12 protein-coding genes are annotated in these 14,131 nt (G+C 45.1%); 9 read left to right on the forward strand and 3 right to left on the reverse strand.

The features are described from left to right. Both cobJ and VE944_RS24535 read left to right on the forward strand, forming a co-directional pair. The coding region (cobJ, locus tag VE944_RS24530; protein WP_324983225.1) for a precorrin-3B C(17)-methyltransferase at positions 1-1,237 on the forward strand (1,237 nt) is incomplete at its 5' end. 386 nt (positions 1,238-1,623) lie between these two features. Beyond that, the gene (locus VE944_RS24535; protein ID WP_324983226.1) at positions 1,624-1,818 is read left to right on the forward strand and encodes a hypothetical protein; all 195 of its coding nucleotides are present in this window, start codon (positions 1,624-1,626) and stop codon (positions 1,816-1,818) included. Positions 1,819-1,897: 79 nt separating this feature from the next. Here the strand turns inward: VE944_RS24535 and VE944_RS24540 are convergent, their stop codons facing one another. Then, the gene (locus VE944_RS24540; RefSeq protein ID WP_324983228.1) at positions 1,898-2,089 is read right to left on the reverse strand and encodes a hypothetical protein; all 192 of its coding nucleotides are present in this window, start codon (positions 2,087-2,089) and stop codon (positions 1,898-1,900) included. A 1,740-nt stretch (positions 2,090-3,829) separates the two neighbouring features. Here VE944_RS24540 and VE944_RS24545 point away from each other — a divergent pair. Next, on the forward strand, positions 3,830-5,332 hold the full coding sequence (locus tag VE944_RS24545) for a mannitol dehydrogenase family protein (protein ID WP_324983230.1): 1,503 nt from the start codon (positions 3,830-3,832) through the stop codon (positions 5,330-5,332). Between the two features lie 4 nt (positions 5,333-5,336). Beyond that, a complete protein-coding gene (locus VE944_RS24550) occupies positions 5,337-6,041 on the forward strand; it encodes an HAD family hydrolase (protein ID WP_324983232.1) in 705 nt (234 codons plus the stop codon). 25 nt (positions 6,042-6,066) lie between these two features. On the opposite strand, the gene VE944_RS24555 is transcribed toward VE944_RS24550, so the two are convergent. Both VE944_RS24555 and VE944_RS24560 read right to left on the reverse strand, forming a co-directional pair. Further along, the gene (locus VE944_RS24555; protein ID WP_324983235.1) at positions 6,067-7,041 is read right to left on the reverse strand and encodes a sugar-binding transcriptional regulator; all 975 of its coding nucleotides are present in this window, start codon (positions 7,039-7,041) and stop codon (positions 6,067-6,069) included. Between the two features lie 210 nt (positions 7,042-7,251). Then, entirely contained in the window at positions 7,252-8,055 is an 804-nt protein-coding gene (locus VE944_RS24560; protein WP_324983238.1) for an SDR family NAD(P)-dependent oxidoreductase, read from the reverse strand. A gap of 154 nt (positions 8,056-8,209) precedes the next feature. Here VE944_RS24560 and VE944_RS24565 point away from each other — a divergent pair, with 154 nt between their 5' ends. The 5 genes from VE944_RS24565 to VE944_RS24585 form a co-directional block, all read left to right on the forward strand. After that, positions 8,210-9,553, forward strand: a complete 1,344-nt coding sequence (locus VE944_RS24565; protein WP_324983241.1) for an ABC transporter substrate-binding protein — start codon at positions 8,210-8,212, stop codon at positions 9,551-9,553. A 224-nt stretch (positions 9,554-9,777) separates the two neighbouring features. Next, entirely contained in the window at positions 9,778-10,698 is a 921-nt protein-coding gene (locus tag VE944_RS24570; protein ID WP_324983244.1) for a carbohydrate ABC transporter permease, read from the forward strand. Between the two features lie 2 nt (positions 10,699-10,700). Continuing rightward, a complete protein-coding gene (locus VE944_RS24575) occupies positions 10,701-11,522 on the forward strand; it encodes a carbohydrate ABC transporter permease (RefSeq protein ID WP_324983246.1) in 822 nt (273 codons plus the stop codon). Positions 11,523-11,559: 37 nt separating this feature from the next. Continuing rightward, complete coding sequence (locus tag VE944_RS24580; protein ID WP_324983249.1) at positions 11,560-12,672, forward strand: ABC transporter ATP-binding protein; 1,113 nt, start codon at positions 11,560-11,562, stop codon at positions 12,670-12,672. After that, positions 12,672-14,131: mannitol dehydrogenase family protein (locus VE944_RS24585; protein WP_324983252.1), on the forward strand; the 1,460-nt coding region annotated here is incomplete at its 3' end. The genes VE944_RS24580 and VE944_RS24585, both read left to right, overlap by 1 nt.

Genomic DNA, 14,131 nt, shown 5'->3' on the forward strand with positions numbered 1-14,131 from the left:
AAAAGTCAAGTTAGAAGGAGTAGCGCCTTGGTTAAGCCATAGTAAACTGCCCATAGATCCACAGGGAGATTTGACCATTCAAGTTACGGAACGTTTGGTGGCTCCTACAGCCAACTGCCTTGTCTACCACCCAGCAACGATCGCGATCGCAATTACTGACATCATTGATGATGCAGTCACTTTAGTACAGCAGCTACTAGCTGATGCCAAACTAGAAAAAGCATCAGTCGCCGGGATATTTGCACCCATCACCGCCGCAGGCGATCCCGCAATCCACGCCGTAGCTAGCGCCTTGGGAGTGCCTGCCCGCTTTTTTACCCCAAATCAGCTAGAAAGTCTGTTATCACAAGGTTATAGCCCCGCCCAAGCAGTAGCGATCGCAGCTACAGGTACATCCCCTCTATCTTCTTCATCTCCCCACATAGCGATCGCCATTGCCCCTCAACCAATTGACCTCAACATCATCGGTCAACCACGCGGACGGTTAGCGATTATTGGCACGGGCCCTGGTGGATCGCAATGGATGTCTCCAGAAGTGAGGGAGATACTCAAGTCGGCAACTGACCTAGTGGGTTATAAAACTTATTTAGATTTAGTTGGTTCTCTGGCTGATGGCAAGCAACGGCATGAGTCCGACAACCGGGAAGAAGAAGCACGGGCAAAAATGGCCCTTGATTTGGCCGCAACTGGGCGATATGTAGCTGTAGTTTCATCTGGCGACCCCGGTATCTATGCAATGGCAACAGCAGTTTTTGAAGTATGCGATCGCTATGCCAAACCTGAATGGGACACTATCGACATTCATGTAGCACCAGGCATCTCAGCTATGCAGGCAGCAGCAGCAGCCATTGGTGCGCCCCTTGGACATGACTTTTGTGCTATTTCCCTGTCTGACATCTTGAAACCTTGGTCTGCGATCGAACAACGAATTGCTGCTGCTGCTGAGGCTGATTTCGTAATTGCTTTCTACAATCCTGTTTCCAAAGAGCGTACCTGGCAACTGGCAGAAGCGAGAAATATTTTGCTGCGACATAGAACACCGGATACCCCAGTCGTGTTGGCGCGGAATCTCGGTAGACCAGGACAGGCGGTAAAAGTGATTACACTTGACCAGTTAGCACCAACAAGCGCTGATATGCGGACAATTATTCTCGTTGGTTCCACAAAAACCCGAACCATCAAGCGCAGCGATGGTAATATCTGGGTTTATACGCCGCGTCGCTATACTGAACAGTAGGCAGATAAACGCTGCCAGCGAATAGAGCAGGGGAAAAATCCGGGCTTCAATGAACCGTATTGGGAATTATGCTGGTAACTTTTTCCGCCTTCTTGGGTATTTCATTGCTGGGAGAAAGTCTTACTATCAGCAGAGATAATTTTTATAAATGATCAGGAGAATAACAATAGAAATTAAACTGACAACATCAGAGATTCGGGCGATTCTACAAAAATGTACCCTACGGCTTATTTAAAGTAGTCACAATTATCGACGAATTCAATCCTCTCTTTATTTCTCAACTACGAATTATCTCTACATTGAAGATGCTTTTCATGTTTTGGGAGAATTGATTGAAGCGATTGATGAAGTAAAACAAATCACTCAACAAAAGGAAGGTACTATACATGGTTGAGCCAAAAAGACTCATCAGAGGAAAGCTTTACGAGTTTCGTGGGGTGCAACTGCGCTACAGTCACCCTTGCCAATATGCAGCGCAGGCTCGGTTTGCGTTCATTGACTCAAAGGGCCAACGCAAAGAATTAGGGACGCTGCTTTTAAAGCGAGAACTACTTGAGGTTAGGGAGTTAGCAAAGAACTAAGGCATCATGTAAAAATAAGTTGTACAAATTTAATCTGGAACGACTTGTGAGCTTAACTTCCCCATCAGAATTGTTCAAGTTATTTTTGCAAGGCTCCTAAGCACGCGTCCCGCCCTTTTGTTTCAATACTTTTGGCTTTGGCGTTGCATAAATGCACGATGAATTTGAGGTTGCAAGCATTGAAAGTTCCTTCAGTTAACCGAACCGTATTGACTGGCATCCCCACGGCTAAAAGCCGATGGGCTTTCTGCTTCCAAGGCTGTAAGGTCACTACGTGCTTCTTAAACTGAGAAAATATTTGAATTGATTAAGAAATACAAAGTCATGTTTACGAGTCAGGAGTCGATCGCAACCAATAAAAATTTGAGTATTACCAGTTTTTAAAGTGGCGTTTGCCTCTCAAAACCTAAAGAGTTTTGAAGGGCAAAATTTGATTGAGGTTTTTAGGCTAAATTTTGAGAAACCATCCGCTCTTCTCTACGAGAGGCTGCGCCCTAAGCGTTCGCGGTAGCCTCTCGTAGAGAAGCTATGCCGCAGGCTTTACGAGATGCTCCGCGAACGAACCCAATGTTTTAGCTTGCAACTAGATATATTGGGCTTTGATAAAAGCATTGCGGTTATACGCTCAATGTGCGAAACCGGACAGATGAACAACAAAAAATATGTCAATATTGATTGATGTTAAGTTGGTATCGTCTTATGGAGCAGAAATAGCAGCCTCGCCAACGCTAAACCATAACCTATTATTAAAAATTAATTGCAGTTTCCATTCAGACTCTCACTATAAAAGTTGACCACCAAATCTATGATTGCTGAGGGTGCGCGCAGTTTATCCAGACATTCGTGGACTCGGTTTCTGGTGTCGCTGTCTATATTTTCGGACATAAACATAATATTTAATTGAATTCTGACAAATGACGCCAATATTATTGTTTTGATCAATCACAAGTTTTTAAATTCATCATGTAACTACAGCAATCCTAAATTATTCGTAGCCACAACCACGCACAAGTATTACTTAGTATTCTCTAAAAGGAACTTTATGGTAAGCCGTCTATCGTTCTAATATGACAAGCGTTTATTAATTTTTGATTTATCTTTGGCGACTGCCTATGTGATAGCGCTTTTGTAGACTAGCTCCTTTTGGATTTTGTGATATTTTTATTTACCGTTGTGAAAGCGATCATAAGCAGGTACTACTTTTAATTACATATTAAAATATTGTCTTAATACCAAAGCGCGATAAAATTTTCAGTATGTTAATAAGTATGTGCTGACGCTCATTGTTGGCACATAGTTACTAATCTTGGGAGGTATAACTCATAAAGCTGTAACTCCAAAAATAACTATGGAAAAGCTTCAGCAACAATTATTTATTGCTGAAGCTTTTACAGCTAACCTATGCAAATCTACAGATGAAAGAAAACTGAAATCTTAAGCCAATATTAGTGAGCGTATAATTACTCTGAAAATAAATAACTATCGTGTTCCGATAGACATAACTATTTAACACGATAATCGTCCTTAAGGTTGCTTGTAGTTTAAACCTATAGACAGGGGATTACAGTATCGAGGCTGGCTACTATTTAAGCATCATTGAAATAGTAAATCCCTATAGGAAAATTATCAATACAAGTAAAACAAAAATAAATCCAAAGAGCAGAAAGTCAGAATAATATTCCGGCTCTGATTTTCATCTAAAGAATAGACTTGGACAAAAAACGACATCCGCAGTTTATTAAAACATGACCTTTTATTTCAAGTTTTTAAGGAGTAAATAACTATGTTTTACTACTTGATATTTAACACTTAATTAGCTTCACCTGATTTCTTTATTTTCTGTTGCACCATACTTATCCTGTAGCTAAAGGTTTCCTTGTGGATGCCATAAATAAAGTGTGCCTAAAATTTTCGTACTTTAAGGTATTTGTGCCGCTTGTAGGTCATTAGCTACACCTAGATTGACCTACTGTTTTTACCTGATTATCCACTTATTTAATTAAGAAGTCTAATGGTTAACTTACTCAGACCGCCCAGTGTTTCAAGTCATCGCCTCGGTACTATAACTGGTTTGTGGGGGGAACAGTCTCCTTACGATAGGAGAGCGCTTAATACTGGTATCGTCCATTTCGGCCCAGGTCGTTTTTTTAGGGGCCACCTCGCTTACATAATACATAACTATCTTGCACAAAAGGGTTCACCAGAGCAGAGATGGGGGATTTGTGGAGTTAGCCTCAAGAGCCAACGCACCATTACGATGTTAAAACCCCAGAGGTTCCTTTACAGTTTGACCAAACACTCTAGTTGCGCTAAAAATCGTGAGGAAGCGGAAGTTATCGGTTCTATCAGGGAAATCGTTAATGGTAGAGAGAAGTGGGACTATGTGCTGGAAAAGATGGCGTCTCCCTCTGTGCATCTGGTGACTCTGACAATTACTCAAGGGGGCTACCATCTAGACAAGAATTTTAATCTCGACACAGCGAATGAAGATATCGCGCACGATCTGCAAAATCCTTCCAGTCCAACCACTGCTATTGGCTTTATAGTAGAGGCGCTACGCCGACGATGCGATCGCAACATGACCCCCTTCACCACACTTTCTTGCGACAACCTCCCAAGAAACGGGGAAATCCTGCGAAAAGCAGTGCTAGCTTATGCTGAGTTGATTGATCCGACTCTTGCAGAATACATCAGGGATAACGCGACCTTTCCGAATACGGTTGTAGATAGGATTGTGCCTCAAGAGCAAGAATCTGACTATAACTATCCCAACCGGCTGTTGCAGGTGCGCGATCGCGCCCCTATTGTAACGGAACCATTTTGGCAGTTTGTCGTAGAGGACAACTTCACAGGCGATCGCCCCAAATGGGAAGATGCGGGGGTCATTATGACTAACGACATCACTCCCTTTCTATATATGAAGTCGAGATTCTTAAATGCAGTCCACTCCTTCGTAGCCTGTTTAGCTGTAAGAGCAGGTATACAGTATATGCATGAGGCAATCAGGCAACCGGAATTCCACTTATTTACCCGGCTTCTGATGGACGATATCGCAGCAGCGACACCCGTGCCTCGTCACATGTGTGAACAATATATGGCTCAGGTATTACTAAGGCTGAGTAACGAGGCTCTTCCTGATACTACTGAGAGAATCTCTTCAGAAACCTGTAGGAAGGTAGGCAAGTATATATTTCCCATACTTCAGGATGCTTACAGCCGAAAGGTCAGCATGAAGCGGATTATACTTCCCGTTGCGGCGTGGCTTCTTGCAGTCAGAGAGGCGGCGAGCGAGTCTGGTCAGCCTTATCATGCTAAGGATACCCAAAGCGCAGTTACAGCGATTCAAGAAGGTGCAGTGATTAGCGGCATTCTGGGATTGGAAAATTGCGAACATACAAAGGTAGTAGATGATGAATGCTACCAAGCAATGCTCGATATCCAGACCCACGGACTATTAGCTACGCTTAAAAATTACAGTGAGGGAGGCCTTTTAAATGAAACCGCTTCAGCATGATAAGGTGATACTTTTCGATCACGATGGAACTGTCGTTGATAGTGAAACCATAGCACTTGAGAGCGCTTGGAGGCTGACCAATGAAGTGGCTCATGAATTCGCTGGCGCTCAATACTATGAGCTTGGGGACTTTGTTAAAAACTTCGCAGGGAAACCTTACAGGGAAATACTCAAGAAGATATATCCAGACTCATTAACTACTCTTAATGAGGGAGATATTGATAGGCTAGTGGCTGAGGAAGAAAAGAGAGCGATAGAACGGCTTAGTGTAAAAGCCAAGGCAACTGAAGGAACGCCTGAAGTTCTCTCTTACCTGCGCGACGACGGATTTGAATATGCATTAGTAAGTAACAGCAGCTTCCAGCGCCTGAATGCTTGCCTTACTTCTGCTGCCCTAACCGATTATTTCCCAAGTGAGCAGATATTTAGCGCCCACGACTCTCTCCCCGTTGGGCGGCCAAAGCCCCTTCCTGACATCTATCTATACGCAGTGAAGTGTCTGGAAGTTGAAGTTTCTCTTTGCGTGGCAGTTGAAGATTCTATCAGTGGGGTAAGAGCTGCCGTTGCTGCTGGAATTGGGCAGATTATCGGTTATGTAGGGGGAACTCATGTAAGCGAGGATGAACGAAAAAGCCGTGCAGATGCTCTTGAGTCGGCTGGTGCCGGGCAAGTTATCGAGCGGATGCACGATCTGATCGGGCTATTGTAATGCTGATAACAGTAGGTGTGAAAAATCAGATTTTGTCAAGAATAGCTTGGGCGACAACTTCATCAGTGATCAGTCCCGTGATCAACTTGCCATGCAGAGCCGCCAAAATTGACTCTACTTTTTTCACACCTCCTGCGATACCGATAATCAGCCGTTGAGCAGTTTGTTCGAGCGGGACACCGGCAACTCGGCTATTAGTTGCACCTTGAATCAAGATTCCTTGGCGATCGTATGCCCAACCTGCAATTTCCCCAACTGCCCCCAGTTCAATTAATTGGGTCACTTCATCGTCATTAATAAATCCGTCTTGGTGTAACGGTGCATTCCAACCAATTTGGCTAATACCAACAAAGGTCGCTTTCGCTTGCTCCGCAAGGGTTTTTACGGTGATAAACGATCGCTGAGTCTGCAAGAGTTCTCGTTCTTCAATACTGGTCGCTACGACTGGAGTCGGAACTGGATATACTTGGGAACCAACGCGATCGCACAAATGCATCACCACTTCATAACGACCTGCACGCCCATATTGAGACATATTCCCAACTATTGAGACAATCTTATGCTGAGGTTGATTCATGGATGGGATTTGATCCACCATCGATCGCAAAGTCTGACCGGTGGAAAATGCCAAAATTGTTGGAGTTTTAGCAAAAAGGTATGTCTCTAGGTGAGTAGCAGCACATACGCCAAGCCCGTTGAAGCTATCGCCGCTCCCTGCATCACTTGGAACCACTTCACACAGTGATAATTCAAATTTATCTCTTAGCGATTCAGCTAGAGCAATACACTCACTCAGGGGATGATCGAGCCGAAATTTGATCAGTTTTTCACTCACCGCTAGTGCAACCAAACGCTGTGCCGCCTGTCGGGACACCTTCAGCTTTGCGGCAATCTCTTCCTGTGTATTTCCAGCAATGTAGTAGAGCCAAGCTGCGTGTGCTGCTTGGTCTAACTTGCGAGTCCGGAGGGACAAGCCACGCTCTAAGAAGGGTTCTTTCATATTGCACCTATAGGAAGTATGCATCCCCCAAAGAGTAGATAAATTATTTGAGTATCTGCTCAAAGATGGATTTTTTGCTCAAAAGATTATGTATACGTTATCACATTCTACGTTAATAAAAGTGGTCTGAAATAAACTCAAGCGCAGCAAAACATTGCAGTAATAATCCTGGAGGCTGACAACATTACTAACTTGGCAATACCCTTTTCCCTATTGCCCACCAGTAAGCTCTAAATTAAAGCCCGTAATGTAGCTTGCCTCCTCGCTCATAAGAAATGCCACACTGTTGGCAACCTCTTCAAGGCTCCCCAAACGCCGCATTGGTACTGAATTAATCATTTGCTGCTCTACTACTTGAGGATCGGCATCAAAATACTGCGATCGTACACCTGCCTGCAATTCGGTCTGCCGCGTCCACATCATACCAGGGCCAATCAGCGCAGGCGAGAGCGCATTTACCCGAATGTGGTAGGGAGCCAAGTCTTTCGCTGCTGTTTGAGTTATGCCAATTACGGCAAACTTTGAGGCTGAGTAAGCGATCATATTTGGAGGGCCAACCACTCCTGCATAGCTTGCCATATTAACGATCGCTCCTCCACCCGATTTGCGTAAGTGTTGTGCCGCCGCCTTGAGGACGTGAAAAACTCCGACAACATTAATGTCAATGACCTTTTGAAAATCTTCCTCAGGATACTCGTCAGTTTTGGCAAATACTCCTTGATAACCCGCATTATTAAAAACATAGTCGATTCGTCCAAATTGCTCTACAGCAGCAGAAAAGGCTTGAGCAACATCCTCCGAAGCGGTAACATTGCAGCGAAAGCTAAGAACTGGAATTTTATAAACTTCTAATTCATGAGTAACCTCTGCCATCTTCGCTTCGTTCAAGTCTAGGAGTACTACACCTGCACCATCTGCGGCAAAACGCTGTGCGGTAGCTCGACCAATATCACCAGCCCCGCCCGTAATCAAAATCGTCTTGCCAGCAAAGTGATAGCTTGCTTTAGCTGTCATATTTTCAACTCCTTGTGAATATATGTTGCAAATAGTGTTTAAGTGTTCAGTATTTAAGATGAGCTAGTATGATTCAATTATTGGGACTTTGCCCAATAGTAGAGCATAAAATCATTTTCTTATATTATGATTTTAATACTAAAGGAGCAGTGCGATGCGTATGCCTCGCTTCGCTAAAATCTTGGTTTCATTCCTCGTTGGAGTGATGCTGGCACAACTACTACATGCCTGTGCGGGTTCGCAAGCAGCAGGGAAAACCAGACTGACGATCGCTACTGTCAATAATGGCGACATGGTAGTGATGCAAGGGCTTTCCCACAATTTTGAACAAGCCAACCCAAATATTCAACTGAGGTGGGTTGTCCTAGAAGAAAACGTCTTGCGCCAACGCACTACCACAGACGTTGCTAGCCAGGGTGGACAATTCGATGTTTTGACAATCGGTTCCTATGAAACGCCGATTTGGGCGAGACGGGATTGGTTAAAACCATTGGATCTACCCGCAAGTTATGATGTGAATGACCTGATAAAACCCATCCGAGAAGGGCTTTCTAACAACGGCAAACTCTATGCCGTGCCGTTCTATGGGGAGAGTTCCATGCTGTATTACCGGAAAGACTTGTTTGAAAAAGCAGGGATTACGGTTCCCGAACAACCAACCTATCCCCAAATTAGGGAATGGGCGAGTAAGGTTCACGATCCAGCGCATGGAGTTTATGGTGTTTGTCTGCGCGGGAAACCTGGCTGGGGCGAAAACATGGGATTTGTGTCCACATTGGTCAACACCTTTGGCGGACAGTGGTTTGATATGAAGTGGCAACCTACTATAAATACTCCAGCTTGGAAAGAAGCGATCGCCTTCTATGTCGATTTGCTCAACAAATATGGCCCACCGGGTGCGAGTTCCAATGGATTCAATGAGAATCTGGCGCTATTCTCAACGGGTAAATGCGGGATGTGGGTAGATGCAACCGTTGCCGCAGGGTTGTTATCCAATCCAAAAGAATCTCAAGTTTATGATAAAGTTGGCTTTGCCCGTGCGCCAATTGAGAGATATCCAAACGGCTCAAATTGGCTCTGGGCTTGGGCATTAGCAGTTCCAAAAACCTCAAAATCTCCCGAAGCTGCTCAAAAGTTTGTTGCTTGGGCAACCTCTAAAGAATACATTCAATTAGTGGCTGACCAAAGTGGCTGGGTTGGTGTACCACCAGGTACGCGGACTTCCACCTATAACAATCCCAACTATCAAAAAGCTGCACCCTTTGCTTCGATTGTGCTGAAGTCGATCCAATCTGCCGATATTAGCCGTCCAGCCGCACAACCAACGCCTTACAAGGGTATTCAATATGTGGATATTCCCGAATTTCAGGCGATTGGTTCTTCGGTGGGGCAAACGATGGCAGCAGCGTTGACCAATCGCCTTTCGGTCGATCAGGCGTTGGAGCGATCGCAGAGTTCAACTGAACGGTTTATGAAACACACCGGATATATCGAGTGAAAAGGGGGTTGTTATGTTTTTAAAGCCGGAGATCCCCCTAAATCCCCCTTAAAAAGGGGGACTTTGACTGAATTCTCCCCCCTGCTTTTTAACGGCGGCTGGGGGGATCTAAATCTGACGGGGAAGGCAAGAAAACACAGCCTATGGGCAACCAAAGCCAATGTCCGCTCATAAAACTTTCACAATCTAAAATCCAAAATCTAAAATCCAAAATTCATTAGGCTATGTCTTCTTCAGTAGCTGTAAAGCGTCACCACGAAACGCCACCCACTAGGCAACGAACAAAGCGGCAAGCATCAACCTTACCTCTGGTTGCGCCTTCTGTGATTGTCTTGCTGCTGTGGATGATTGTACCTCTGGTGATGACGCTATGGTTTTCCTTTCAGAGGTATAACCTGCTTAATCCAGACGCACGCAAATTTATTGGGATTGAAAATTTCACGTTCATCCTAACTGACTCAGCGCTGTGGACTTCGATCGCCATCACAATAATTCTGGTTGTGTCGGTTCTGGTGATCACAATTAGTCTAGGCACACTCCTGGCAATTCTATTTGACCAGGACTTTTATGGTCAAGGGATTGCGCGGGTGCTGGCGATTTCTCCGTTTTTTGTCATGCCCACAGTCAGCGCCCTAGTCTGGAAGAATATGCTGATGCATCCAGTAAATGGACTGTTTGCTCAATTTACAAGAAGTTTGGGTTTGGGGGCGATCGATTGGTTTGCAGATTTTCCCCTGCTTGCCATCATTATCATTGTTTCGTGGGAGTGGCTTCCCTTTGCTCTGTTGATTTTATTGACAGCGATTCAGTCGTTAGATCATGACCAGCTAGAAGCAGCCCGGATGGATGGAGCAAATGCGATCGCTCTATTTCGTTTCGTCATGCTACCGCATCTGAGCCGCGCCATTGCCGTAGTCGCCATGATCGAGACGATTTTCTTTTTGACTATTTTTGCAGAAATCTTTGTTACTACAGGTGGCGGCCCCGGAGTGGCAACCACTAACCTTGCCTATTACATTTTCCTGAGAGCCTTGCTGGAATTTGATGTCGGTGGTGCCTCAGCCGGTGGATTAATCGCGGTAGTTCTTGCCAACATCGTGGCAATTTTTCTGATGCGTAGTGTTGCTCGTAATTTGGATACATAACGATGGCAAATAAAACCTTGAAGCGCTTGCTGTTTACCTTGCTCGGTTGGTTTGTCGCTTGCAGCTTGTTTTTCCCGATTTTCTGGATGTTTCTCACTAGTTTTAAAACTGAGGTGGCGGCGGTTGCAACTCCTCCTCAGCTATTTTTCCAGCCAACACTAGAAAATTATGTGGCGATTCAAGATCGAGCAAACTATTTCAGCTATGCACTCAACAGTGTGGCGGTTTCACTCGGATCGACCATACTCGCGCTACTACTTGCCGTACCTGCCGCTTATGCGATGGCGTTTTTCCCAACCAAACGCACTAAGGGAACTTTGCTGTGGATGCTTTCTACTAGAATGCTGCCACCCGTTGGCGTGTTAGTACCGATTTACATTTTGTGTCGTAACGCTCGTTTGCTAGATACCCGCATCGGTTTAATTATTATCTACACGCTGATTAATTTGCCAATTGTTGTCTGGATGATTTACAGCTTTTTCAAAGATGTTCCCAAAGACATTTTAGAAGCCGATCGCATGGATGGGGCAAACACGCAGCAAGAACTGATTCATGTGTTACTGCCACTGGCATTACCTGGAATCGCTTCTACCGCATTGCTTTCAATTATTTTGTCCTGGAATGAAGCCTTTTGGAGCCTCAACCTAACAACGGCTAATGCCGCTCCTTTAACTGCATTTATTGCCTCATTTTCCAGCCCTCAAGGATTGTTTTGGGCAAAACTTTCCGCAGCATCAACCCTAGCGATCGCGCCTATTTTAATCTTCGGATGGCTGAGTCAACGGCAATTAGTCCGGGGTCTGACGTTTGGTGCTGTGAAATAATCATCTGCTTTTCTGAAACTCATTAACAGAAAGTTCTATGTCAACAGTTGCTTTAAGAGATATACATAAACAGTATGGCGATACTGAGGTGATCAAAGGCATCGATCTTGATGTTGGCGATCGCGAATTTGTGGTATTCGTCGGCCCATCTGGTTGTGGAAAATCAACCTTGCTCCGCATGATTGCCGGACTAGAGGAAATTACCTCCGGCAAGTTGCTAATTGATGGAAAGGTAGTGAATGATGTACCTCCAGATAAACGTGAGTTGGCAATGGTATTTCAAACCTACGCCTTGTATCCTCACATGACCGTAGCAGAGAATATGGCGTTTAGCCTCCGTCTTGCAGGTATGCCAAAAGCCAAGCGTTATGAAAGGGCGCGTGAAGTCGCTCGTGTCCTCCAACTGGAACCACTGTTAAACCGCAAGCCGAAAGAACTATCGGGAGGACAACGCCAACGGGTAGCGATCGGTCGTGCCTTGGTTCGCAATCCCAAAGTGTTTTTATTTGATGAACCACTGTCAAACCTAGATGCAGCTTTGCGTGTGCAGATGCGGATTGAACTTGCTAGCTTACATGAGAGCTTGCAAGCCACAATGATTTATGTGACACACGATCAGGTCGAAGCCATGACACTTGCTGACAAGATTGTAGTGTTGCAGGGCGGCATTGTCGAGCAAGTGGGTTCACCACTAGAACTTTACCACCATCCCCGTAACCTATTTATTGCCGGATTTATTGGTTCACCGAAGATGAACTTTGTTTCGGTAACAGTAACAGCCGTCAATGATTCTGGTATAACTGTCAAACTTCCTGGTGAGGCCAGTGTGACGATTCCCGTAAAGCCTGGAAAGCTGTCGGTTGGAGATCAAGCTACATTGGGGATTCGCCCCGAACACCTGCGACTCGATCGCAATAATCCAAGCGTGAATGGCGAAGTGTTAGTTGTGGAACGACTGGGTGGGCTAACCTATCTGTATGTCAAGATTGAGGGGGGAGACACTCTAGTAGTGCAAACAGACGGAGATAATTCCAGCCAGTTGCGCGATCTTGTTCCTATCCACATTAGCGGCGAGCTTTGCCATCTGTTTGACTTACAGGGTGAAGCTGTTTTAAAAACTCGCCGTCACCACTTAACAGTTAATAAATAATGAACAGCAATACCAGCACCGGCTCAACAATCAAGCTGAATCAAGCATCCCTATCTCATTTACCTGGAAACGTGCCCGTACCCAAGTACGATCGCCATCAAATTACTAATGGAATTGTGCATATTGGGGTTGGTGGATTTCATAAATCGCACCAAGCGCTTTATCTCGATAATTATTTCCATCAAAATCCTGGTAGTGATTGGGGAATCTGTGGTGTTGGATTGCTAGACTATGACTATGACAGGCGGATGCGAGATGCGCTGCTGTCCCAAGATTGTTTGTATACCTTAGTTGAGCGATCGCCTGAAAGCGATCGCGCTCGAATTATCGGTTCCATCACTCGATACCTGTTTGCACCAGACAATCGTCAAGCAGTTATTGAAGCAATGGCCAACCCTGAATGCCGAATTGTGACTCTAACAATTACTGAAAGCGGCTACTACTATATCGAAGGAAGTGGTGAATTTGACGTGAACCACCCAACGATTCAGCACGATTTGCACCATCCTGACCAACCAATCGGGACATACGGTTTTTTGAGTGCCGCACTCGAAAAGCGCCGTCAACAGGGGTTAGCACCTTTTACTGTACTATCCTGTGACAACATACAGGGCAACGGTAATACGGTACGGAAAATGCTAACGACATTTGCTCAAATCCGCGATCCAGAGTTAGGGCGTTGGATTGCTGAATACGTTGCCTTTCCCAACTGCATGGTCGATCGCATTACTCCGATGACAACCCCAGCAGATATCAAAATGGTGGCGGAACAGTTTGGTATTGATGATGCATTTCCAGGCGTGACGGAGCCTTTCATCCAGTGGGTAATCGAAGATACCTTTTGTGCAGGCAGACCAGATTGGGAATCCGTTGGCGTACAGATGACTAACGATGTTCATCCCTACGAAATGATGAAAATTCGGTTGCTCAACGCCAGTCACTTGCTGATTGGCTATCTTGGCTCTCTGGCAGGTTATAGCTACGTTTATGAAGTCATGGCTGATCCTTTGTTTGAGCAAGCGGTCGCTAAGTTGATGGACGAGGTAACACCAACGCTCCAACCCGTTCCAGGGATTCATTTAGACGATTATAAAAAGACTCTAATTGAACGGTTTTCCAATCCCAAAATTCGCGATCAGCTGCCACGCCTGTGCCTGAATGGATCAGCCAAAATTCCTAAGTTTGTTTTGGGATCGCTCCGCGATAAATTCCAACTTGGAGGCGCGAGCAATTATTTAAGTTTAACGATTGCGGCTTGGTGTCAATACCTTACTAGTTATGATAAACAGGGACAACCTATTCCCATCGATGACCCATTAGCAGACATCCTCATTCAACGCGCCAGCTTGAGCGAATTAGACCCCAAACCATTGCTCAGTATATCTGAAATTTTTGGAGATTTAGTAGAGTCGCCACGTTTCGTCGAGGCTGTTGCTGACCAGTTGCGTAGTTTGCATGA

The organism is Nostoc sp. (assembly GCF_035638895.1).
Classification (GTDB): domain Bacteria; phylum Cyanobacteriota; class Cyanobacteriia; order Cyanobacteriales; family Nostocaceae; genus Nostoc.

Excerpts from the sequence above, each read along its gene's own strand:
- VE944_RS24545 (WP_324983230.1), top strand. The coding sequence starts at position 3,830 with ATGGTTAACTTACTCAGACCGCCCAGTGTTTCAAGTCATCGCCTCGGT.
- VE944_RS24535 (WP_324983226.1), top strand. The coding sequence starts at position 1,624 with ATGGTTGAGCCAAAAAGACTCATCAGAGGAAAGCTTTACGAGTTTCGT.
- VE944_RS24570 (WP_324983244.1), top strand. The coding sequence starts at position 9,778 with ATGTCTTCTTCAGTAGCTGTAAAGCGTCACCACGAAACGCCACCCACT.
- VE944_RS24575 (WP_324983246.1), top strand. The coding sequence starts at position 10,701 with ATGGCAAATAAAACCTTGAAGCGCTTGCTGTTTACCTTGCTCGGTTGG.
- VE944_RS24560 (WP_324983238.1), bottom strand. The coding sequence starts at position 8,055 with ATGACAGCTAAAGCAAGCTATCACTTTGCTGGCAAGACGATTTTGATT.
- VE944_RS24555 (WP_324983235.1), bottom strand. The coding sequence starts at position 7,041 with ATGAAAGAACCCTTCTTAGAGCGTGGCTTGTCCCTCCGGACTCGCAAG.
- VE944_RS24580 (WP_324983249.1), top strand. The coding sequence starts at position 11,560 with ATGTCAACAGTTGCTTTAAGAGATATACATAAACAGTATGGCGATACT.
- VE944_RS24565 (WP_324983241.1), top strand. The coding sequence starts at position 8,210 with ATGCGTATGCCTCGCTTCGCTAAAATCTTGGTTTCATTCCTCGTTGGA.